This is a genomic window from Enterobacter sp. TCD1-1 (genome assembly GCF_020567405.1).
Taxonomy (GTDB): Bacteria; Pseudomonadota; Gammaproteobacteria; order Enterobacterales; family Enterobacteriaceae; genus Enterobacter; species Enterobacter quasiroggenkampii.
In genome coordinates this window covers 101,243-122,042 of sequence record NZ_JAJCXF010000004.1, presented here as the reverse complement: position 1 = coordinate 122,042, position 20,800 = coordinate 101,243, and the positions used below count along the sequence as shown (strand labels likewise).

The following is a 20,800-nucleotide window of genomic DNA, read 5'->3' as shown; positions in this document are numbered from 1 at the left end:
ACCGCGGGCATCTTTCACCTGCCAGCGCAGCGGCGAGGCTAAGCGTTCGTGGATGATCCAGTCGGCCTGCGCCAGCTGCGCCAGCGAGTCGATCGGGTTTCGCGCAAGCCACTCGGGCGTTGCGACGGGGAGAATAGAAAAGTGAGAAATCAGTGCGGCATGGTTGCGCGAATCGACAAGCGTCCCCAGCCGGATGGCCACGTCAAAGCGCTCCGAGATAAGGTCAGCATGCAGTGACGACGAAGCATGTCGTACGCGAAGATCCGGGTGTTGGTGGCTAAATCTGGCCAGCAGCTGCACCACGACCCGGGAGCCATATTCCGGCGTGGTCGTGATCCGCAGTTCGCCGGTGAGCCCCGCATGGTTCGCGCGGACATCTTCCTGCAGCCGTTCGGCGTCCTTCAGAAGCGCCACGCTGCGCTGATGAAACAGCGCGCCCGCCTCGGTTAACGTCAGGCGGCGGGTAGAGCGCAGCAGCAGCGTAACGCCCAGCTCATCTTCAAGCTGGCGAATATTGAAGCTGACGACCGCTTTTGTCAGCCCCATCGACTCTGCGGCCGCCGTAAAACTGCCGGTGTCAGCCACTGCGATAAACATCTGCGTCCGCTGTAGGTTAATCATCATCTCGCCCGATACTGTCAAAATATATTTGACAGTATATCGCGCTTTGTCAGGTTTATCCGTGATTCCCGAGCCGATACGATACGCCACCTCACCGGAGGATCCACCATGACGTATCGCAGCAAAATTGCCGTTGTCTATCTGCTGGGCTTTTTTCTTGATTTGATCAACATGTTTATTGCCAGCGTCGCCTTTCCGGCAATGGCTCACGCCTTTACTGCCACGCCTTCTGCGCTTGCCTGGGTCAGTAACGGGTATATTGCCGGTCTGACGCTGGTGATCCCGTTCAGCAGCGTGCTCACGCGCCGCATCGCGCCAAAGCGCGTCATCCTGCTTTCGCTTTTTCTGTTCAGTGCCGCCTCTACTGCGGCGGGCCTGTCGGCAACGCTTGAGAGTCTGATCGCCTGGCGAGTGCTTCAGGGCGCAGGAGGAGGCTTACTGATCCCGGTCGGACAGGCGCTGACCTGGCAACAGTTCAGGCCGCACGAGCGGGCCCGACTCTCCTCAGCGGTGATGCTGGTTGCGTTACTTGCCCCGGCCTGCTCCCCGGCAGTCGGCGGCGTGCTGGTGCAGACGCTGGGCTGGCGATGGATCTTTTTCGCCACGCTCCCGGTGGCTATTGTGACCTTTGTTCTGGCCTGTCTGTGGCTTAAGCACGAAAAACCCACGATGAACGCGGCCAGACTGCTAAACCTGACCTTGCTCGCGGACCCGCTTTTGCGTTTTTCCATGCTTGTCTATTTATGCGTCCCCGGCATATTTATTGGGGTGAACGTCACGGGCATGTTTTATCTTCAGCACGAGGCGAACATGAGCCCAGCCGCAACGGGAATGCTCATGCTGCCGTGGTCTGTGGCATCGTTTCTCGCCATCACGGCGACGGGACGTTATTTTAACCGTATCGGCCCCCGGCCGCTGATCGTCATCGGCTGCCTGTTGCAGGCGGCGGGTATTCTGCTTTTGATTGACGTCAGCTCGTCAACACTGTTGCCTGCCGTCGCGTTTACCCTGATGGGCGCGGGAGGAAGCCTGTGCAGCAGTACGGCTCAGAGCAGCGCGTTTCTGACAATACGCCGGAACGAGATGCCGGATGCCAGCGCGCTGTGGAATCTCAATCGTCAGCTGAGCTTTTTTGCCGGTGCCCTGCTGCTTGCGCAGGTGCTGAACCTGGCGCAGGCGTGGCTGACACCTCACGCCGCCTGGCACGGGATGTTTATTTTTGCTGCAGGCATGACCTTGCTGCCTGTACTGTACGTTTTTCGTCTTAACAATATGCAGGTGCTAAACCCGCTGCGACAGGAGAATACATGACGCCTTTCGAACACGACATTATCGACCTCCACATTGCGCTTGAAGACTGGTTAGGCAAAGGTGATGGCGATCCGGATGCCCTGCTCGCCCGTTTCCGTCCCGATTTTCTGATGATCCCGCCGGGCGGTGTGCAGATCGACTATCGCGGCCTGGCCAGTTTTCTGGAAAAACAGCGCGGAAGCCGTCCCGGGCTGAAAATTGTCATTGACGAATTAACCACGATCCAAAGCGGCGAACGGGGTGCTGTGCTTCACTACCGGGAGACGCAAACCCGTCCAGACCTGCCCGTCAACGTGCGCTGGTCGACCGCGGTGCTCAGTCAGGAAGGCGACAAAATAACGTGGCGTCTGCTGCACGAGACGGCGGCACAGCCGTAACACAAAAGAAAAAGGCCCGTCTCACGACGGGCCTTTTTTGACGAAAGGTTGCTTATTCGCGGAACAGCGCTTCGATATTCAGACCTTGCCCCTGCAGGATTTCACGCAGGCGGCGCAGACCTTCAACCTGAATCTGACGAACACGTTCACGGGTCAGGCCAATTTCGCGGCCGACGTCTTCCAGTGTCGCAGCTTCATACCCCAGTAAACCGAAACGACGTGCCAGCACTTCACGCTGTTTGGCGTTCAGTTCGAACAGCCATTTGACGATGCTCTGTTTCATGTCATCGTCCTGCGTGGTGTCTTCCGGACCGTTATCTTTTTCATCGGCCAGGATGTCCAGCAGCGCTTTTTCGGAGTCGCCACCCAGCGGGGTGTCAACGGAGGTAATGCGCTCGTTGAGACGCAGCATACGGCTTACGTCATCAACCGGTTTATCGAGTTGTTCGGCAATTTCTTCTGCGCTTGGCTCGTGGTCCAGCTTATGGGACAACTCGCGTGCGGTGCGCAGGTAAACGTTCAACTCTTTGACGATGTGGATCGGCAGGCGGATCGTACGGGTCTGGTTCATAATAGCCCGTTCGATGGTCTGACGAATCCACCAGGTCGCGTAGGTTGAGAAACGGAACCCGCGTTCCGGGTCAAACTTCTCAACTGCGCGGATGAGACCTAAGTTGCCCTCTTCAATCAGATCCAGCAGAGCCAGACCACGATTGCCGTAACGGCGGGCAATTTTCACGACCAGTCGCAGGTTACTTTCAATCATGCGACGACGCGAGGCGACATCACCACGCAAAGCACGACGTGCGAAATAGACTTCTTCTTCGGCCGTTAGCAGTGGGGAGTAACCAATCTCCCCAAGGTAAAGCTGAGTCGCGTCCAGTACACGCTGTGTGGCACCCTGCGATAACAGCTCTTCTTCAGCCAAATCGTTATCACTGGGTTCCTCTTCTACTAAGGCTTTTTCGTCAAAAGCCTCTACTCCGTTCTCATCAAATTCCGCGTCTTCATTTAAATCATGAACTTTCAGCGTATTCTGACTCATAAGGTGGCTCCTACCCGTGATCCCTGAACGAGACACCCTGGCTGGCATGCCCCGTCAAATTATCGCTGCGGCAAATACTGCAGCGGGTTTACGGATTTCCCCTTGTAACGAATTTCAAAATGCAAGCGTGTAGAACTGGTTCCGGTGCTACCCATGGTAGCGATTTTTTGCCCCGCCTTAACTTCTTGTTGTTCCCGGACCAGCATTGTGTCGTTATGGGCGTAGGCACTCAGGTAATCATCGTTATGTTTGATGATAATAAGATTACCGTAACCGCGCAGAGCGTTACCGGCATACACAACGCGTCCATCTGCGGTCGCGATGATAGCCTGTCCTTTACTCCCTGCGATATCGATCCCTTTATTTCCCCCTTCGGAGGAAGAGAAGTTTTCGATAACCTTGCCGTCAGTCGGCCAGCGCCATGCAGAAATCGGCGAACTGGAGGTCATACTGCTGGCAGTCGGTTCAGTAGAGCTAACCACAGGTGCCGTAACCGGTGCTGTGACAGCAGTCGCAGTCCCTTTATTATTCGGCAACATTTTGTTAGCAGTCTGATCACCTGAATCCTCAGAATACGTAATTACAGGTTGTGAAGCAACCACCGTGGTGGATTTTTGTGCAGGCTTAACGCTGTTATTTTGAGCCGTCACATCGGCCGCTGAAACCGTGTTGCCAGGCGTAAGCGGCGTACCCGTCGCGTTGCCCACCTGGAGCGTTTGCCCGACTTCCAGACCATATGGGGCCTGGACGTTGTTGCGCTGCGCGAGGTCACGGAAATCGTTCCCGGTGATCCACGCAATGTAGAACAGCGTATCACCGCGTTTCACGGTATAGGTGCTGCCACCGGTGTAGCTACCTTTCGGAATGTTCCCATACTGGCGGTTATAGACTATGCGGCCATTTTGGGTCTGAACAGGTTGTTCAACTGGCTGAACCTGCATTGGCTGTGTAACAGGATGTTGCACAGGCTGAATTTGTGGCGTTTGCTGCGGTGCAGCCGTCCCCATTTTAGGTGGCGGCGTGATTAACATTCCGCTGGACGTGTTACCGGAGCCGCTGTTTCCGCCGACGGAACTGACGGGCGCAGGCGCGTTGTTAGAACTTGTACAGCCTGCCAGCCAGAGCGAAACCAGTGATAATGCCGCAACACGGCTGATGGTGAATTTAGGGCTTCCCGCGCTCATTTATCCCCCAGGAATGTGTTAACTACCAGTGACTTAAAATTTACCGTGATGGCACGAATCTTTCGCGCCACACCATACGCTGAATTTGCCTTAATAACCCTGGATAATTCCGAGTCTCAGGCCAACTCCCCCTTCACCAGAGGCACAAAGCGCACGGCTTCCACGGTGTCGATAATAAACTCGCCGCCGCGCCGACGAACGCGCTTCAACAGCTGCTGCTCGTCCCCGACAGGCAGAACCAGAATGCCCCCCTCGTCCAGCTGCGACAACAGGGCTGCTGGAATTTCAGGCGGGGCCGCCGTCACGATGATCGCGTCAAACGGGGCGCGAGCTTTCCAACCCTGCCATCCATCACCGTGTCGTGTCGAAACATTATGTAAATCAAGTTGTTTCAGGCGACGACGCGCCTGCCACTGTAAACCTTTGATCCGCTCAACGGAGCAAACATGATGCACCAGATGCGCCAGGATCGCGGTCTGATACCCCGAACCGGTGCCAATCTCCAGCACGCGGGAGTCGGGCGTCAGCTCCAGCAGCTCCGTCATGCGAGCCACCATGTAAGGCTGCGAAATCGTCTGGCCCTGCCCGATGGGCAGCGCCACGTTTTCCCACGCTTTGTGTTCAAACGCCTCGTCTACAAATTTCTCACGCGGAACCAGGGCGAGCGCTTCAAGCACGTGCTCGTCGCGGATCCCCTGCGCGCGTAGTTGTTCCAGAAGAGTTTGTACACGTTTGTTTACCATTGCGCGTTCACTCCTGCGCGATCCAGCCAGCCCGACACCACATCATGCGCGCTATACGCGGTTAAATCTACGTGCAGCGGGGTAACCGAAACATAGCCTTCCTCCACGGCGGCAAAGTCGGTATCCGGACCCGCATCGCACTTATCGCCGGGAGGGCCGATCCAGTAAAGCGTGTTGCCGCGCGGATCCTGCTGCGGGATCACCTGATCGGCAGGATGTCGACTCCCGCAACGAGTGACGCGGATGCCTTTAATTTCATCAAGAGGAAGATCCGGCACGTTGATGTTGAGGATGCGTCCGGTACGCAACGGCTCACGGCCGAGCGCCCGCAGGATCGAACAGGTCACCGCGGCGGCGGTGTCGTAGTGCGTGTAGCCGTTCAACGAGACCGCCAGCGCCGGGAACCCCAGGTGACGTCCTTCCATTGCGGCCGCCACGGTGCCGGAGTAAATCACGTCATCGCCGAGGTTAGGCCCGGCGTTAATGCCGGAGACGACGATATCCGGACGCGGCCGCATCAGCGCGTTCACGCCCAGAAAAACACAGTCGGTTGGCGTGCCCATCTGTACGGCAATATCGCCATTTTCAAAGGTAAAGGTGCGAAGCGACGACTCCAGCGTCAGCGAGTTAGACGCTCCACTGCGGTTACGATCGGGTGCCACGACCTGCACATCCGCAAACTCACGGAGGTGTTTCGCCAGGGTCTGAATGCCCGGCGCGTGGATCCCGTCATCGTTACTCAGCAATATTCGCATAATCACCCGAGGTGTTGATAAGTTCCCTGACAACACTAGTGGCAAAGCTGCCTGCCGGCAGCCAGAAGCGTAACTCGACGGTCACGTCATCCCACCAGTTCCAGCTTAACTGCTGCGGATAGAGCAGCATCGCGCGGCGTGCCGCGTCGACTTTTTCCCGCACCAGCAAGGACTGCAATTCTGGCGCATCCGCCACGGCTGACTGCTCGGCAGCCAGGGCGTCGCCCTGTGTTCCCCAGTCGCCCGTGCCAGGCAACGCGGCGGTGATCAGCAGCCCTTTTGCGTCCACGCGCGACTGGACATCGGCCATCTCTTCGGCCGTTGCTACAAACCAGCTTCCGCGTCCCGCTAATTGTAGCGCATCGCCAACAACAACTTGATTCGCGTCCGGTTTTTTCAGCCTTTCGCTCACAATCTGATTAAACAACGCACTGCGGGCCGCCGACAACCAAAAACTGCGTTTATTCCTGTCCCGCACCGGCGCGTCGCTTTGCGCCCAGCGCAGTGCGCCCTGCAGGTTGCTGCCGCCAATGCCGAAGCGCTGCGCGCCAAAGTAGTTCGGTACGCCGCGGTCACTGATGGCGTTCAGACGTTTTTCAACGTCTTCACGATCAGTCACTTCGCGCAGCACCAGCGTAAACGCGTTGCCTTTCAACGCCCCCAGACGCAGTTTGCGCTTGTGGCGGGCATATTCCAGTACCTTACAGCCCTCAAGCTCAAATTTGCTTAAATCAGGCATCGTATTGCCGGGAACGCGCGCGCAGAGCCACTGTTCGGTGACGGCGTGTTTATCTTTCTGCCCGGCAAAGCTCACCTCGCGGGCATGAATTTTGAGAAATTTTGCCAGCGCGTCGGCCACAAAGCGGGTATTGCAGCCATTTTTCAGAATACGCACCAGGATATGTTCGCCTTCGCCATCCGGCTCAAAGCCCAGATCCTCGACCACGAGGAAATCTTCAGGGCTGGCTTTCAGCACCCCGTTCCCCTGCGGTTTGCCATGCAGATATGTCAGGTTGTCGAAGTCTGTCATTTGCTCGCCTTCACCAGCAGCGCCACGGCTTCACAGGCAATCCCTTCGCCACGACCGGTGAAGCCCAGCTTCTCGGTCGTCGTCGCTTTCACGTTCACGTCGTCCATATGGCAGCCCAGATCTTCTGCAATAAATACGCGCATCTGCGGAATGTGCGGCAGCATTTTCGGGGCCTGGGCGATAATCGTCACGTCGACGTTGCCAAGGGTGTAGCCTTTCGCCTGAATGCGGCGCCACGCTTCGCGCAGCAGTTCACGGCTGTCTGCCCCTTTAAACGCCGGGTCGGTGTCCGGGAACAGCTTGCCGATATCACCCAGTGCGGCCGCGCCCAACAGCGCGTCGGTCAGCGCATGCAGCGCCACGTCGCCATCAGAATGCGCCAGCAGCCCTTTTTCATAAGGAATGCGCACGCCGCCAATGATAATTGGGCCTTCGCCGCCAAAGGCGTGTACATCAAAACCGTGTCCAATTCGCATTATGCCTTCTCCTGATGGGTCAAACGGGTAAGATAAAATTCCGCGAGCTGTAAATCTTCCGGACGCGTCACTTTAATATTATCAGCACGTCCTTCAACAAGCGTTGGGTGGAAACCGCAGTACTCCAGCGCAGAGGCTTCGTCCGTAATGGTTGCACCTTCGTTAAGCGCGCGCGTTAAGCAGTCGTGGAGTAATTCGCGGGGGAAAAATTGCGGCGTCAGCGCGTGCCATAGATCGACGCGATCGACGGTGTGGGCGATAGCCCGTTTGCCCGGCTCGGCACGCTTCATGGTGTCGCGCACGGGGGCGGCCAGAATGCCACCCACTTTGCTGGTTTCGCTCAACGCCAGCAGGCGAGCGAGATCGTCCTGATGCAGGCACGGACGCGCCGCGTCATGCACCAGCACCCACGGCGCGTTACCGGCAGCCTGAATGCCTGCCAGCACGGAATCGGCGCGCTCGGCACCGCCATCGACAACGGTAATCTGTGGATGATTTGCCAGCGGTAGCTGCGCGAAGCGCGCATCGCCCGGGCTGATAGCGATGATCACCCGCGTCACCCGCGGGTGCGCCAGCAGCGCCGCCACGGCGTGCTCGAGGATCGTTTTATCGCCAATAGAGAGGTATTGCTTGGGACATTCTGTCTGCATGCGCCGGCCAAAACCTGCGGCCGGCACCACGGCGCATACGTCCGAAAAAGTTACTGCCATGTCGTAATCCTGGGCCTGATTATCGATTGTTTTGTGCTGAGCCCTGATTGCGTTTAGACGCATCCGGAACCAGACGATAAAAGGTTTCGCCCGGCTTAGTCATACTGAGTTCATTGCGTGCGCGTTCCTCAATCGCCTCTTGCCCGCCATTGAGGTCATCAATTTCAGCGAAGAGTTGATCGTTTCGCGCCTTAAGTTTGGCGTTTGTTGCCTGCTGAGCCGCGACGTCATCGCTCACCCGGCTATAGTCGTGCAGTCCGTTCTTACCGAACCACAGCGAATATTGCAGCCAGATTAGCAAAGCCAGCAACAGCAGCGTTAGTTTACCCATCCTGCCCCCTGAAAAACGGCATCATCATCCCAAGACTTCCCCAGAGCACTACGCCGGGGTAACAGAGATGCCGCAACATCGTGGGCAAATGTACCACATTTTTTCCGCAGAATCGTCCTGCTCAATATCGTTACACAGTTGGTTACGGTTTGAATTATGGCTGAAGTTAGCCCATGAGCCACAAAAATAACAGACCAAACATCAGAACCACCGTCACAATCGTGACCACGGTACTGTAGAGCAGCTTGCCATTGAGAAGCGAGTGCAGCGCAATGCCGACGACAACCGCCACGGGCATCAGCGCCAGAAAGAAAGGCCAGGTGTAGAGAAAGAAGAACAGCGTGTTTCCGCCGTAGATAAGAAACGGGATACCCAGCGCCAGCAACCATGAGACGAAGCCAATGATGGCCCCAGGAAATGACCAGGTCGTTTCGTCGTCGGTCGCAAGCGGCTCCGACCCGGTAGTGGTAATGTAATGTTCACTGTTGCGCATAGCTAGTCCTGTGACCGTGACTCATCGTTCGGGAAGACAGCTCCCGAACGATACCGTCTCAGGATCTGATAATATCGTCCCGTCTGAGCAGGTCTAATAATTGGCTTACTAAATTTGTTACCAATTGTTGACCCTCCAGGTGAATTTCAGGCGATTCAGGTGCTTCGTAGACCGCGTCAATTCCGGTGAAGTTGCGCAGTTCTCCGGCACGCGCTTTTTTGTACAGCCCTTTCGGGTCGCGCGCTTCGCAAACCTCCAGCGGCGTATCCACAAACACTTCAATAAAGCGATCCTGACCGACGCGTTCGCGCACCATCTGGCGCTCGGCGCGGTGCGGAGAGATAAACGCGGTCAGCACCACCAGCCCGGCATCGGCCATCAGGCTGGCGACTTCCCCGACCCGGCGGATGTTCTCTTTGCGGTCGTCGTCGCTGAACCCTAAATCGCTGCACAGGCCATGGCGCACGTTGTCGCCATCCAGCAGGTACGTGCTTACGCCCTGCTGATGCAATGCCTCTTCCAGCGCGCCCGCCACCGTCGATTTACCCGAGCCGGACAGCCCGGTAAACCACAGCACAACCCCACGGTGACCGTGGAGCTGTTCGCGCTGGGCGACGGTGACCGGATGAGGATGCCAGACGACGTTCTCATCATGGGCGGCCATTACTTGCCTCCCAGCAGATCGCGCGCGCCCCAGTGCGGGAAGTGTTTACGCACCAGCGCGTTCAATTCCAGCTCAAAGGCGCTGAATTCAGAGGCCACGGCAGCCTGTTTAATCGGTTCGCGTACCATACCGGCCCCGACGGTAACGTTGGTCAGCCTGTCGATAAAGATAAGCCCGCCCGTCACCGGGTTCTGCTGATACGGATCCAGCACCAGCGGTTCGTCGAAGGTCAGATCGACCAGACCAATACCGTTCAGCGGCAGCTCGGTAACCTCGCGCTGGGTCAGATTATTGATGTCCACCTGGAACTGAATACCGTCCACGCGGGCGCGGGTCTTCTTGCCGGCAATTTTGATGTCGTAGCTCTGGCCCGGCGTCAGCGGTTGCTCTGCCATCCACACCACATCCACGGAAGCCCCCTGTACGGCGGCCAGGGTTTCCTGGGCATCCACCAGCAGATCGCCCCGGCTGATATCAATCTCGTCTTTCAGCACCAGCGTAACCGCTTCACCGGCGCCCGCCTCCTGCAGATCACCGTCGAAGGTGACGATACGGGCGATGGTCGATTCCACGCCGGATGGCAGCACCTTGACGCGCTGACCGACCTTCACGGAGCCTGACGCAAGGGTGCCGGAGAAACCGCGGAAGTCGAGGTTTGGACGGTTGACGTACTGCACCGGGAAGCGCATCGGCTGGGTGTCGACCACGCGCTGGATTTCAACCGTTTCCAGCACTTCCAGCAGCGTCGGGCCGCTGTACCACGGCATGTTCGCGCTCTGGGAGGCGACGTTATCCCCTTCCAGCGCCGAGAGCGGCACAAAGCGGATATCCAGGTTGCCCGGCAGCTGTTCGGCAAAGGTCAGATAGCTCTGGCGGATCTCCTCGAACTTCTCTTCGCTGAAGTTCACCAGATCCATCTTGTTGACCGCCACCACCAGGTGTTTGATCCCCAGCAGCGTGGAGATAAAGCTGTGGCGACGGGTCTGATCCAGCACGCCTTTACGCGCGTCGATCAGCAGGATCGCCAGGTCGCAGGTCGACGCGCCGGTCGCCATATTGCGGGTGTACTGTTCGTGCCCCGGGGTGTCGGCGATAATAAATTTGCGCTTCTCGGTAGAGAAATAGCGGTAGGCCACATCGATGGTGATGCCCTGCTCGCGCTCCGCCTGCAGGCCATCCACCAGCAGCGCCAGATCCAGCTTTTCACCCTGGGTACCGTGACGCTTACTGTCATTATGCAGGGAAGAGAGCTGATCTTCGTAAATCTGGCGCGTATCGTGCAGCAGGCGGCCAATCAGGGTGCTTTTCCCGTCATCCACGCTGCCGCAGGTCAGAAAACGCAGCAGGCTTTTGTGTTGTTGCGCATGCAGATACGCTTCCACACCGCCTTCTTTGGCAATTTGTTGAGCAATAGTGGTGTTCATGGCGGCTCCTTAGAAATAACCCTGACGTTTCTTCAGCTCCATGGAGCCTGCCTGGTCGCGGTCAATCACGCGCCCCTGTCGCTCGCTGGTGGTCGATACCAGCATCTCTTCGATGATCTCCGGCAGCGTCTGCGCACTGGACTCCACCGCGCCGGTCAGCGGCCAGCAGCCGAGGGTGCGGAAACGGACCATCTGTTTTTTGATCACTTCGCCCGGCTGCAGGTCGATGCGATCGTCATCGATCATCATCAGCATGCCGTCGCGCTCCAGCACCGGGCGCTCGGCGGCCAGGTACAGCGGAACGATCTCGATGTTTTCCAGATAGATGTACTGCCAGATATCCAGCTCGGTCCAGTTGGAGAGCGGGAAGACGCGGATGCTTTCGCCTTTGTTGATCTGACCGTTGTAGTTGTGCCACAGCTCCGGACGCTGGTTTTTGGGGTCCCAGCGGTGGAAGCGGTCGCGGAAGGAGTAGATACGCTCTTTGGCGCGGGATTTCTCTTCGTCACGACGCGCGCCGCCGAAGGCCGCATCAAAACCGTATTTATTCAGCGCCTGCTTCAGCCCTTCGGTCTTCATGATATCGGTGTGTTTGGCGCTGCCGTGCACGAACGGGTTAATGCCCATCGCCACCCCTTCCGGGTTTTTATGCACCAGCAGCTCGCAGCCGTAGGCTTTCGCGGTACGATCGCGGAACTCGTACATCTCGCGGAATTTCCAGCCGGTATCCACGTGCAGCAGCGGGAACGGCAGCGTACCTGGATAAAACGCTTTACGCGCCAGATGCAGCATGACGCTGGAATCTTTACCGATGGAGTACATCATCACCGGGTTAGAAAACTCGGCGGCCACTTCGCGGATGATATGGATACTTTCCGCTTCGAGCTGCCGCAGGTGTGTAAGACGTTTTTGGTCCATAACCGTTCCTTAAGCCAAATTTACAACAGAAGAACCAAAGCCTTCTGTATCGGTTGTGTGCTGAAACCAGGCGAGCGTGCTGTGCAGCTGCACCACTTCCCCCACCACGATCAGGGCGGGCATAGGGGCGTCTTTCGCCAGGGTTGCAAGATGTTCCAGGGTGCCCGTCGCAACGTGCTGATCAACGCGCGTGCCGCGAGAAATGACGGCAACGGGGGTCGTCGCCTCGCGACCGTGCTGAATAAGCTGTTCGCTGATGTCCGCCGCCTTCATCGTGCCCATGTATATCGCCAGCGTCTGGCGGCTCTGGGCGAGATGCGACCAGTCAAACGGCGTGCTGTCCGCCTTATAGTGGCCGGTCACAAAGGTGACGCTCTGGGCGTAATCGCGGTGGGTCAACGGGATACCGGCGTAAGCCGTCACCGCAGAGGCCGCCGTGATGCCGGGCACCACCTGGAACGGTATGCCCGCTTCGGCCGCCGCCTGCAGCTCTTCGCCGCCGCGCCCGAAGATAAACGGATCGCCCCCCTTCAGGCGCACCACGGTTTTGCCCGCTTTGGCGGCGTCAACCAGCATCTGGTTGGTGTCGTGCTGCGGCACAGAGTGCTCGCCTGCCCGTTTGCCCACGCAGATTTGCTCCGCGTCACGACGGATCAGCTCGCGCACGCCGTCGGTGACCAGATGGTCGTAGAACACCACGTCCGCGTCCTGCAGCACCTGCAGGCCGCGCAGCGTCAGAAGCCCGGCATCGCCCGGCCCCGCGCCCACCAGAATGATCTCCCCGCCAGTGCTGCCGGGGTTATCCAGTTCGTCTTCAAGAATTTTCTGCGCCGCTGTCTCATTACCGGCATGCATCAGGCTGGCAAAGCGGCCGCGAAACACGCGCTCCCAGAAGCGACGGCGTTCCGTCACGCTGGTCAGGCGGGTTTTCAGATGGTTGCGCCAGTAGCTGGCTTTCTCAGCCATCCGCCCGAGGCTGGTCGGCAGCAGCGCTTCGATTTTTTCCCGCAGCACGCGTGCCAGCACCGGTGCGGTCCCGCCGGAGGAGATCGCCACCAGCAGCGGCGAGCGGTCAACGATCGACGGGAAAATAAACGAGCATAAAGGCTGGTCGTCCACCACGTTCACCAGGCGGTAACGGGCCTGAGCGGCGTCGGAGATCCGCCGGTTGAGGTCACGATCTTCGGTCGCCGCAATCACCAGCACGACGCTATCGATTTGTGACTCGTGAAAATCTGCCTCTGCAACGACCTGCACCTGCGCCCCTGCGCGCTGCAGAAACGCAATTTTGCGATCGGCGATTTCACCCGTGCCAACAACCAGCACCGGTTTCTCTTTAATCGCAGCAAATAAGGGCAGATAGTCCACAGGCAACAACTCACTAACAACGAGGAATAGAGGGACTATAGGGGGCGGCTTAGACCGAATGAAATTACGAATTGGAATGAGTAGTTACTCAATGGAATAACGCGATGAAAATGCTAATACCAAAAAGTGCTTAACACGCGATATTTCGGGCATTTAAGAGCAATTCAAATTGTGTATGGGCGATCACAGTTTCATACTAGGCGGGTGACTATTTTGCTCTGTTTTTAAGGACTCACTATGTTTTCCGCAACGCGCCACCGTATTGCTGCCCTGGCGCTCGGCGTTTGCTTTATTCTTCCCGCTCAGGCAAAAAACCAACCTTATGGTGAAATCGCCAATATGCAGGCGCGGCATATTGCCACCGTTTTCCCCGGGCGCATGACCGGATCGCCTGCGGAAATGCTTTCCGCAGACTATCTTCGCCAGCAGTTTGCCGACATGGGTTATCAGAGCGATATCCGCTCGTTTCACAGCCGCTACGTCTATACCTCACGAAATAAAACGAAAAACTGGCATAACGTGACCGGCAGTACGGTGATTGCGGCCCACGAAGGCACCGCAAAAGAGCAAATTATTATTATGGCGCACCTCGATACCTACGCCCCGATGAGTGACGCCGATACGGATAATAATCTTGGCGGGCTGACGCTGCAGGGCATGGACGACAATGCCGCAGGCCTCGGCGTGATGCTCGAACTGGCCGAGCGGATGAAAGATATTCCCACCCAATATGGCATTCGTTTTGTTGCCACCAGCGGTGAAGAAGAGGGCAAACTCGGCGCTGAGAATCTCCTTAAGCGCATGAGCGCTGAGGAGAAGAAAAATACGCTGCTGGTGATTAACCTCGACAATCTGATCGTCGGCGACAAGCTCTATTTCAACAGCGGGCAGAGTACGCCGGGTACCGTGCGGAAACTGACGCGCGACCGGGCCCTGGCGATAGCCCGCAGCCATGGTGTTTATGCCACCAGCAACCCTGGCGGTAACCCGGATTATCCACGAGGCACAGGCTGCTGCAACGACGGGGAAGTGTTCGATAAGGCGGGCATTCCGGTGCTGTACGTGGAAGCGACAAACTGGGCGCTGGGCAAAAAAGATGGCTACCAACAGCGGGCTAAATCGAAGGCCTTCCCGGACGGGACGAGCTGGCACAACGTGATGCTGGACAATCAGCAGCACATCGATCGCGCGCTGCCGCAGCGGATTGAGCACCGCAGTCGTGATGTGGTGAAGGTGATGCTGCCGCTGGTGAAAGAGCTGGCGAAAGCGGGGAAAGCCTGAGGCCGTTAAGCCCGGTGGCGGCTACGCCTTACCGGGCCTACATAGGGAACGAGCCTTTGTTGGCCCGGTAAGCGCAGCGCCACCGGGCAAAAAGGTTATCACCCTTCGTGCAACCCGCACTCGCGCTTCAGCCCGAAGAATCGCGTCTCTTCTTCCGCCATTCCCGGTTCCCACTTACGCGTGGTGTGGGTATCGCCCACCGACAGATAGCCCTGGTCCCACAGCGGATGGTATTTCAGCCCGTGCTTTTGCAGGTACTGATACACCGTCCGGTTATCCCAGTCGATAATCGGCAGCACTTTAAACACCCCGCGCTGGACCGCCAGCACCGGTAAGGTTGCCCGGCTGCCGGACTGCTCGCGGCGCAGACCCGCAAACCACGTCTGCGCATTAAGCTCTTTCAGCGCCCGGTTCATCGGCTCAACTTTGTTAATCTCATTGTATTTCTCAATGCCCTCAACGCCCTGCTCCCACAGCTTGCCGTAGCGCGCCTCCTGCCAGGCCGCGCTCTCCGTCGCGCGGTAAACTTTGAGGTTCAGTCCGAGCTTGTCCGTCAGCTCGTCAATGAACTGGTAGGTTTCCGGGAACAGGTAGCCGGTGTCGGTGAGGATCACCGGAATGTCCGGACGGATCTGATTCACCAGATGCAGGCTGACCGCCGCCTGAATACCAAAGCTCGACGAGAGCACATACTCTCCCGGCAGGTTTTCCAGCGCCCACGCCACGCGCCCTTCGGCGTCCAGCTTTTCAAGATGGGCATTGGTTTCTGCCAGCGCCAGAATGCGTTCGACTTTTGGCAGGTCATTTAGGGCGTTTAGATCGAGTACGGACATAAGAACCTCGTTTGCCTGTTTTGCCGGGCGGCACTACGTTTGCCCGGCCTACAACACCTGTAAAACCATCGGGATGTTACTCCCAGAAATCCCTGGCGGGATCGAGCACCGGGCGAATGATGCCCGCACGCACCGTAAAGTCGCCGAAGCCTTCACCCGCTTCGCGCTCTTTCGCCCAGCGCCCGACAAGCTCGTCGATGGAATCAAGAATTTCCGGCTCGGTGATGTTCTCGCGGAACATACGCGGGATGCGCGTACCGATACGGTTACCGCCCAGGTGCAGGTTGTAACGACCCGGCGCTTTCCCCACCAGTCCGAGCTCGGCCAGCATCGCGCGACCGCAGCCGTTCGGACACCCGGTGACGCGCATAACAATATGCTCGTCCGGAATGCCGTGTTTTTCCAGAATCGCTTCCACTTTGTCGGTAAACGACGGCAGGAAACGTTCCGCTTCCGCCATCGCCAGCGGGCAGGTCGGGAACGACACGCAGGCCATTGAGTTTTCGCGCTGCGGCTTCACCGCATCCATCAACCCATGTTCGCGCGCCAGCTTCTCGATCTTCGCCTTCTGGCTTTCCGGCACGCCGGCAATGATCAGGTTCTGGTTAGCGGTAATGCGGAACTCGCCCTTATGGATCTTCGCAATTTCCAGCAGACCGGTTTTCAGCGGACGCCCCGGATAATCCAGAATACGGCCGTTTTCGATAAACAGCGTCAGGTGCCATTTATTGTCGATACCCTTCACCCAGCCAATGCGATCGCCGCGACCGGTGAATTCATAAGGGCGGATCGGCTCAAACTTGATGCCCGCGCGACGCTCCACTTCCGCTTTGAACGTCTCCACGCCCACGCGCTCCAGGGTGTATTTGGTTTTCGCGTTTTTACGGTCGGTACGGTTACCCCAGTCGCGCTGGGTCGTCACCACCGCTTCCGCCACGGCCAGCGTATGCTCCAGCGGCAGGAAGCCGAACTCGCTGGCGGTACGGGCGTAGGTTTTCTTGTTACCGTGTTCGATGGACAGGCCGCCGCCGACCAGCAGGTTAAAGCCCACCAGCTTGCCGTTTTCGGCAATCGCCACGAAGTTCATGTCGTTGGCGTGCAGGTCGATATCGTTCTGCGGCGGGATCACCACCGTAGTTTTAAACTTACGCGGCAGGTAGGTCTGACCGAGGATCGGCTCTTCGTCGGTGGTCGCGACTTTTTCCTGATCGAGCCAGATCTCTGCATAGGCGCGCGTGCGCGGCAGCAGGTGCTCGGAGATCTTCTTCGCCCACTCGTACGCTTCGGCGTGCAGCTCGGACTCATACGGATTCGAGGTGCAGAGCACGTTACGGTTCATGTCGTTGGCGGTCGCCAGCGCGTCCAGCCCAACGGAATGCAGCATCTGGTGCACCGGCTTGACGTTCTTCTTCAGAATGCCGTGGAACTGGAAGGTCTGACGGTTAGTCAGACGGATGCTGCCGTAGATCGTGTTTTCACCGGCAAACTTGTCGATCGCCTGCCACTGTTTGGTGGTAATCACCCCGCCCGGCAGACGGCAGCGCAGCAGCATCGCGTGACGCGGCTCCAGCTTCTGCTCTGCACGCTCGGCGCGGATGTCGCGGTCGTCCTGCTGGTACATGCCGTGGAAACGGATCAGCAGGAAGTTGTCGCCTTTGAAACCGCCGGTGAGACCGTCATTCAGATCTTCAGCAATGGTGCCACGCAGATAGTTGCTTTCCAGCTTCATGCGCTCGGCGTCTGTCAGTTTACCTTCGACCACCAGTGGCCCTGGATGTTTTTCGCTCATTAGTAGACATCTCGCTGATAACGGCGCTCAACGCGCAGCTCACTTAAAAATTCGTCCGCCGCTTCGGCATCCATACCGCCGAATTCGGCAATCACTTCCAGCAAAGTCTGCTCAACGTCTTTCGCCATGCGATTGGCGTCGCCGCAGACATAAATGTGGGCACCGTCATTGATCCAGCGCCACAACTCTGCGCCCTGTTCGCGCAGTTTGTCTTGTACGTATACTTTTTCTTTCTGGTCGCGGGACCAGGCCAGATCGATGCGGGTCAGTACGCCTTCTTTCACATAGCGCTGCCACTCGACCTGGTAGAGGAAATCTTCGGTAAAGTGCGGATTGCCGAAGAACAGCCAGTTTTTACCCGGCGCACCGTCTGCCGCGCGCTGCTGCATGAAGGCGCGGAACGGCGCAATGCCGGTGCCCGGGCCAATCATAATGACCGGCGTTTCCGGGTTTGCCGGCAGGCGGAAGTTATCGTTGTGCTCGATAAAGACGCGCACTTCGCCCTCTTCTTCCACGCGATCCGCCAGGAAGCCTGATGCCCCACCCGTGCGGGCGCGGCCTTCGATATCGTAACGCACCACGCCGACGGTAATATGCACTTCACTCTCTACCTCGGCCTGGGAAGAGGCGATGGAGTACAGGCGCGGAGTGAGTGGGCGCAGCAGGCCGATCAGCGCATCGGCATCCAGTTGAGCCGGGGAGAAGCGCACCATATCGACAATCGGCGTCGTCGCGGCGTAATGCTGCAGCTTCGCCTTGTCGCCCACCAGCGGCAGCAGGGATTCGCTGCGCGTCAAGGTGGCATAATTTTCGACGATATTCGGGGTGTTCACCGTCAGCTCAAAATGCCACTGCAACGCATCAGAAAGCGGCTGCGTTTTACCGTCAACGGTGACAGGCTCGTCGCCTTTCAGCCACAGCAGCTCAACCAGCTCTTTCACCAGCGCCGGATCGTTCTGATACCAGACGCCCAGCGCATCGCCAGGCTGATAGCGCAGGCCCGAGTCGCCCAGATCGATTTCGATATGGCGCACATCTTTTTCTGAATCGCGGCCGGTAATTTTCTGGTTCACCGACAGGCTCGCCGTCAGCGGCGCCTCTTTGGTGTACGGGCTGGTGTGGATGTCGTTAACAGCACCCGTCGCGGTGAACGCGGCCTGCGTCGACGTCTCTTTCGGCACGCGCGCTTTTAACACCTCAACGATGCGGGCGCGCCATTCGGCGGCGGCGGCCTGGTATTCGACATCCGCGTCAACGCGGTCCAGCAGGCGCTCCGCGCCCAGCTCCGCCAGCTTGCTGTCGAAGTCTTTGCCGGACTGGCAGAAGAATTCATAGGAGGTGTCGCCCAGGCCAAAGACGGCAAACGCCGTGCCATCCAGCTTCGGCGCTTTTTTCGAGAACAGGAACTTATGCAGCGCCACCGCTTCTTCAGCGGGTTCACCTTCACCCTGCGTAGAGGCAACCACCACCAGCAGTTTTTCCGACGCGATTTGCTTAAATTTGTAATCCCCGGCGTTGACCAGGTTCACGTTCAGTTTCGCGGCCAGCAGGTCGTCGCGCAGCGCTTCGGCCACGCGGCGGGCATTGCCCGTCTGCGAGGCGGAAATCAGGGTAATGGCCGGAATTTCAACGGCCGTGGCCGGAGCACCCGCCACAGCGCCAGGCTGTTGATTGAGCATTCCCCAGAAATAACCGGAGACCCAGGCAAGCTGAGTGGGAGAAAAATCAGAGGTGGCAGCCTGAAGGCGCGCCAGTTGCTCCGGGTTCAGGGGAAGCAAATTTGAAGGTGGGGCCTGTGTTGTCATGCGTCGTTATGTTCCAGTAGCCAAGCGGACTTTAAGCGAATAAATCCAAACTGAAGATAAGGTTAACGGCGAGGATAATAACAATTAAAGAAGGGATGGAAATAATAAATAACCAAATGGACTAACCTGTTTTGGTTGTCATGCTTAGCGATAAAACCGATTAAATAACCTTATGAAATAAAAGAACAAATAGCAATAAACACCCTGAATACGAGGCGGTTGCCGCTCAGAGCCGTTTTAGTTAATGCTAAAAATTGTGCTTTCCGGTACTATGCGGCGGTTTTTTCCGCATTACTGAGAGCGATCATGTCCACCACACTGTTTAAAGATTTCACCTTCGAAGCCGCCCACCACCTTCCGCATGTCCCTGAAGGGCATAAATGTGGCCGTCTGCACGGGCATTCGTTCATGGTGCGTCTTGAGATCACCGGTGAAGTTGATCCGCATACCGGTTGGATCATGGATTTTGCCGAGCTGAAGGCGGCGTTTAAGCCGACCTACGATCGTCTGGATCACTACTACCTGAATGAGATCCCGGGCCTTGAAAACCCAACCAGCGAAGTGCTGGCAAAATGGATTTGGGATCAGATGAAACCGCGGGTACCGCTGCTGAGCGCGGTGATGATCAAAGAGACCTGCACCGCGGGCTGCATCTATCGCGGGGAGTGATCGTCCTCATCCTCGCAGGCGTTTAACGGCGTGAGTTCATAAAGAACGAGCGCGTTACTTTCCAGCGACTCCGTGATTTGCCAGCCGTCATAAAGCCGTTCATCGTGTACGGAAAGCGTTGGACGCGCTTTATGCGCAATCCAGTTCCACATCTCTTCGTCAGGCCCGCTTTCGCTTCGAACGCCTTCCAGCAGCGGGTAAAGCGCGCCGTTATGACGATCGAATAGATGGCGCTTGATGCGCCATCTCCCGCACGCTCCCTGCAGCTGCAGGTGGTGGTGCTGCTGAAAACGCTGGATAAAGGCCTCTTCACTCGACAACAGCGGATTGAATACCACCACGTTGCGCAGCAGCAGTTGGTAGCCACCTTCATGACGCAGCAGTAGCACGCTCTTGTCGTTAACGAGTACCTCTCCCCGCAGACGCTGCCACAGCCAGAGTACCCAATAGATGGGCCGTGGAAGGCCGTGATTATATTGAAGCGCAAGGCTCGATGTATCGAGGGTGTTGTTCGCCCTCGCTTCTCCCTGTAGACCAGAATTCAGCCAGAATCCCGCCAGCCAGACCTGTTCTGAAAGCCCGAGCAGGTTTTGCATCAGCAGCGCGCCGCGGAAAAACCAGCCGTTGGTCGCCCGCGTGTTGCCGGTAAGGGTATTCCATGAGAGTAACCATACCGGCAGCGTCCGCTGCCGCTGGCGAAGGGCGGCGAGGATCTGGCGGACCTTTAGCACGGGGTAATTTTCAGACGAGGAAAGATGCGCAGGATCCAACTGCGCCAGATCGAGCAGCTCATTGGCATCGGCCGGGCACGCGAGGAAATCAGCCTGGTTCAGGATAGCTGACTGGAACAGCGCGTCACCGCCAGGCCCGGTTCCCGCGGGTAAGAAACGATGCCATACGCCAAACTTCGCCTGCGGAAGGTACGACTTGAGCACCGCTCGCTGCGTGTGCCAGGCGTGCTCCTGCGTTTCCG

22 protein-coding genes and 1 pseudogene are annotated in these 20,800 nt (G+C 57.7%); 5 read left to right on the top strand and 18 right to left on the bottom strand.

What is annotated here, in order from left to right; all coding sequences use genetic code 11:
• On the bottom strand, window positions 1-621 hold a 621-nt coding region (locus LJA86_RS17020; RefSeq protein WP_229226520.1), incomplete at its 3' end, for a LysR family transcriptional regulator.
• Window positions 622-729: 108 nt separating this feature from the next.
• On the opposite strand from LJA86_RS17020, the gene LJA86_RS17015 reads away from it, so the two are divergent.
• Entirely contained in the window at window positions 730-1,932 is a 1,203-nt protein-coding gene (locus LJA86_RS17015) for an MFS transporter (protein WP_229226469.1), read from the top strand.
• Complete coding sequence (locus LJA86_RS17010) at window positions 1,929-2,309, top strand: DUF4440 domain-containing protein (RefSeq protein ID WP_229226468.1); 381 nt, start codon at window positions 1,929-1,931, stop codon at window positions 2,307-2,309. Before LJA86_RS17015 ends, LJA86_RS17010 begins: the two co-directional genes overlap by 4 nt.
• A 52-nt stretch (window positions 2,310-2,361) precedes the next feature.
• Here LJA86_RS17010 and rpoS read toward each other — a convergent pair whose 3' ends face one another.
• Window positions 2,362-3,354: an RNA polymerase sigma factor RpoS gene (rpoS, locus tag LJA86_RS17005; protein WP_008499600.1), complete on the bottom strand. Its 993-nt coding sequence runs from the start codon at window positions 3,352-3,354 to the stop codon at window positions 2,362-2,364.
• A 59-nt stretch (window positions 3,355-3,413) separates the two neighbouring features.
• Window positions 3,414-4,487 carry a murein hydrolase activator NlpD gene (gene nlpD / locus LJA86_RS17000; RefSeq protein ID WP_240613108.1) on the bottom strand — a complete coding sequence of 358 codons (1,074 nt, stop codon included), beginning with the start codon at window positions 4,485-4,487 and terminating at the stop codon, window positions 3,414-3,416.
• Here nlpD and LJA86_RS22305 point away from each other — a divergent pair.
• Complete coding sequence (locus LJA86_RS22305) at window positions 4,429-4,560, top strand: peptidase (RefSeq protein WP_369751013.1); 132 nt, start codon at window positions 4,429-4,431, stop codon at window positions 4,558-4,560. The genes nlpD and LJA86_RS22305 overlap by 59 nt on opposite strands.
• A 94-nt stretch (window positions 4,561-4,654) precedes the next feature.
• Here LJA86_RS22305 and LJA86_RS16995 read toward each other — a convergent pair whose 3' ends face one another.
• The 11 genes from LJA86_RS16995 to cysG all read right to left on the bottom strand — a co-directional run bounded on the left by LJA86_RS16995 (window position 4,655) and on the right by cysG (window position 13,441).
• Window positions 4,655-5,281 (bottom strand): protein-L-isoaspartate(D-aspartate) O-methyltransferase, encoded by a 627-nt coding sequence (locus LJA86_RS16995; protein ID WP_008499604.1) that lies wholly within the window; start codon window positions 5,279-5,281, stop codon window positions 4,655-4,657.
• Entirely contained in the window at window positions 5,275-6,036 is a 762-nt protein-coding gene (gene surE, locus LJA86_RS16990) for a 5'/3'-nucleotidase SurE (RefSeq protein ID WP_021241911.1), read from the bottom strand. Before surE ends, LJA86_RS16995 begins: the two co-directional genes overlap by 7 nt.
• A complete protein-coding gene (truD, locus tag LJA86_RS16985) occupies window positions 6,017-7,066 on the bottom strand; it encodes a tRNA pseudouridine(13) synthase TruD (RefSeq protein ID WP_045908488.1) in 1,050 nt (349 codons plus the stop codon). The genes surE and truD overlap by 20 nt, the downstream gene beginning before the upstream one ends.
• Entirely contained in the window at window positions 7,063-7,542 is a 480-nt protein-coding gene (gene ispF / locus LJA86_RS16980; RefSeq protein ID WP_008499607.1) for a 2-C-methyl-D-erythritol 2,4-cyclodiphosphate synthase, read from the bottom strand. Before ispF ends, truD begins: the two co-directional genes overlap by 4 nt.
• Window positions 7,542-8,252 carry a 2-C-methyl-D-erythritol 4-phosphate cytidylyltransferase gene (gene ispD, locus LJA86_RS16975; protein WP_048029219.1) on the bottom strand — a complete coding sequence of 237 codons (711 nt, stop codon included), beginning with the start codon at window positions 8,250-8,252 and terminating at the stop codon, window positions 7,542-7,544. Before ispD ends, ispF begins: the two co-directional genes overlap by 1 nt.
• A 19-nt stretch (window positions 8,253-8,271) precedes the next feature.
• Complete coding sequence (gene ftsB / locus LJA86_RS16970; protein WP_008499609.1) at window positions 8,272-8,583, bottom strand: cell division protein FtsB; 312 nt, start codon at window positions 8,581-8,583, stop codon at window positions 8,272-8,274.
• A gap of 166 nt (window positions 8,584-8,749) precedes the next feature.
• The gene (locus tag LJA86_RS16965; protein ID WP_008499610.1) at window positions 8,750-9,076 is read right to left on the bottom strand and encodes a DUF3561 family protein; all 327 of its coding nucleotides are present in this window, start codon (window positions 9,074-9,076) and stop codon (window positions 8,750-8,752) included.
• A gap of 58 nt (window positions 9,077-9,134) precedes the next feature.
• A complete protein-coding gene (gene cysC / locus LJA86_RS16960; RefSeq protein WP_021241908.1) occupies window positions 9,135-9,740 on the bottom strand; it encodes an adenylyl-sulfate kinase in 606 nt (201 codons plus the stop codon).
• A complete protein-coding gene (cysN, locus tag LJA86_RS16955) occupies window positions 9,740-11,164 on the bottom strand; it encodes a sulfate adenylyltransferase subunit CysN (protein ID WP_048029217.1) in 1,425 nt (474 codons plus the stop codon). The genes cysC and cysN overlap by 1 nt, the downstream gene beginning before the upstream one ends.
• A gap of 9 nt (window positions 11,165-11,173) precedes the next feature.
• Window positions 11,174-12,082: a sulfate adenylyltransferase subunit CysD gene (gene cysD / locus LJA86_RS16950; RefSeq protein ID WP_006811770.1), complete on the bottom strand. Its 909-nt coding sequence runs from the start codon at window positions 12,080-12,082 to the stop codon at window positions 11,174-11,176.
• A gap of 9 nt (window positions 12,083-12,091) precedes the next feature.
• On the bottom strand, window positions 12,092-13,441 hold the full coding sequence (gene cysG / locus LJA86_RS16945; RefSeq protein ID WP_162270769.1) for a siroheme synthase CysG: 1,350 nt from the start codon (window positions 13,439-13,441) through the stop codon (window positions 12,092-12,094).
• 246 nt (window positions 13,442-13,687) lie between these two features.
• On the opposite strand from cysG, the gene LJA86_RS16940 reads away from it, so the two are divergent.
• Window positions 13,688-14,731 carry an aminopeptidase gene (locus LJA86_RS16940; RefSeq protein WP_048029216.1) on the top strand — a complete coding sequence of 348 codons (1,044 nt, stop codon included), beginning with the start codon at window positions 13,688-13,690 and terminating at the stop codon, window positions 14,729-14,731.
• Between the two features lie 98 nt (window positions 14,732-14,829).
• Here LJA86_RS16940 and cysH read toward each other — a convergent pair whose 3' ends face one another.
• The 3 genes from cysH to cysJ all read right to left on the bottom strand — a co-directional run bounded on the left by cysH (window position 14,830) and on the right by cysJ (window position 19,158).
• A complete protein-coding gene (gene cysH, locus LJA86_RS16935) occupies window positions 14,830-15,564 on the bottom strand; it encodes a phosphoadenosine phosphosulfate reductase (protein ID WP_045908483.1) in 735 nt (244 codons plus the stop codon).
• A gap of 76 nt (window positions 15,565-15,640) precedes the next feature.
• A complete protein-coding gene (cysI, locus tag LJA86_RS16930) occupies window positions 15,641-17,353 on the bottom strand; it encodes an assimilatory sulfite reductase (NADPH) hemoprotein subunit (protein WP_008499617.1) in 1,713 nt (570 codons plus the stop codon).
• Window positions 17,353-19,158, bottom strand: coding sequence for an NADPH-dependent assimilatory sulfite reductase flavoprotein subunit (gene cysJ / locus LJA86_RS16925; protein ID WP_229226467.1), 1,806 nt, complete (start codon window positions 19,156-19,158; stop codon window positions 17,353-17,355). The genes cysI and cysJ overlap by 1 nt, the downstream gene beginning before the upstream one ends.
• A gap of 306 nt (window positions 19,159-19,464) precedes the next feature.
• Between cysJ and queD the strand changes: the two genes are divergently transcribed.
• Window positions 19,465-19,827, top strand: a complete 363-nt coding sequence (gene queD / locus LJA86_RS16920; protein ID WP_023294450.1) for a 6-carboxytetrahydropterin synthase QueD — start codon at window positions 19,465-19,467, stop codon at window positions 19,825-19,827.
• Here queD and LJA86_RS16915 read toward each other — a convergent pair.
• Window positions 19,812-20,800 (bottom strand): annotated as a pseudogene (locus LJA86_RS16915) (AraC family transcriptional regulator); the annotation flags it as partial. The gene queD and the pseudogene LJA86_RS16915 overlap by 16 nt on opposite strands.

What these genes read in the sequence shown, in the direction of transcription:
- rpoS (WP_008499600.1), bottom strand. Translation starts at nt 3,354, where the DNA reads ATGAGTCAGAATACGCTGAAAGTTCATGATTTAAATGAAGACGCGGAA.
- cysH (WP_045908483.1), bottom strand. Translation starts at nt 15,564, where the DNA reads ATGTCCGTACTCGATCTAAACGCCCTAAATGACCTGCCAAAAGTCGAA.
- queD (WP_023294450.1), top strand. Translation starts at nt 19,465, where the DNA reads ATGTCCACCACACTGTTTAAAGATTTCACCTTCGAAGCCGCCCACCAC.
- LJA86_RS16995 (WP_008499604.1), bottom strand. Translation starts at nt 5,281, where the DNA reads ATGGTAAACAAACGTGTACAAACTCTTCTGGAACAACTACGCGCGCAG.
- ftsB (WP_008499609.1), bottom strand. Translation starts at nt 8,583, where the DNA reads ATGGGTAAACTAACGCTGCTGTTGCTGGCTTTGCTAATCTGGCTGCAA.
- ispD (WP_048029219.1), bottom strand. Translation starts at nt 8,252, where the DNA reads ATGGCAGTAACTTTTTCGGACGTATGCGCCGTGGTGCCGGCCGCAGGT.
- cysI (WP_008499617.1), bottom strand. Translation starts at nt 17,353, where the DNA reads ATGAGCGAAAAACATCCAGGGCCACTGGTGGTCGAAGGTAAACTGACA.
- LJA86_RS17015 (WP_229226469.1), top strand. Translation starts at nt 730, where the DNA reads ATGACGTATCGCAGCAAAATTGCCGTTGTCTATCTGCTGGGCTTTTTT.
- cysD (WP_006811770.1), bottom strand. Translation starts at nt 12,082, where the DNA reads ATGGACCAAAAACGTCTTACACACCTGCGGCAGCTCGAAGCGGAAAGT.
- surE (WP_021241911.1), bottom strand. Translation starts at nt 6,036, where the DNA reads ATGCGAATATTGCTGAGTAACGATGACGGGATCCACGCGCCGGGCATT.
- LJA86_RS17010 (WP_229226468.1), top strand. Translation starts at nt 1,929, where the DNA reads ATGACGCCTTTCGAACACGACATTATCGACCTCCACATTGCGCTTGAA.
- cysN (WP_048029217.1), bottom strand. Translation starts at nt 11,164, where the DNA reads ATGAACACCACTATTGCTCAACAAATTGCCAAAGAAGGCGGTGTGGAA.
- cysJ (WP_229226467.1), bottom strand. Translation starts at nt 19,158, where the DNA reads ATGACAACACAGGCCCCACCTTCAAATTTGCTTCCCCTGAACCCGGAG.
- LJA86_RS16940 (WP_048029216.1), top strand. Translation starts at nt 13,688, where the DNA reads ATGTTTTCCGCAACGCGCCACCGTATTGCTGCCCTGGCGCTCGGCGTT.
- ispF (WP_008499607.1), bottom strand. Translation starts at nt 7,542, where the DNA reads ATGCGAATTGGACACGGTTTTGATGTACACGCCTTTGGCGGCGAAGGC.
- LJA86_RS16965 (WP_008499610.1), bottom strand. Translation starts at nt 9,076, where the DNA reads ATGCGCAACAGTGAACATTACATTACCACTACCGGGTCGGAGCCGCTT.
- cysC (WP_021241908.1), bottom strand. Translation starts at nt 9,740, where the DNA reads ATGGCCGCCCATGATGAGAACGTCGTCTGGCATCCTCATCCGGTCACC.
- truD (WP_045908488.1), bottom strand. Translation starts at nt 7,066, where the DNA reads ATGACAGACTTCGACAACCTGACATATCTGCATGGCAAACCGCAGGGG.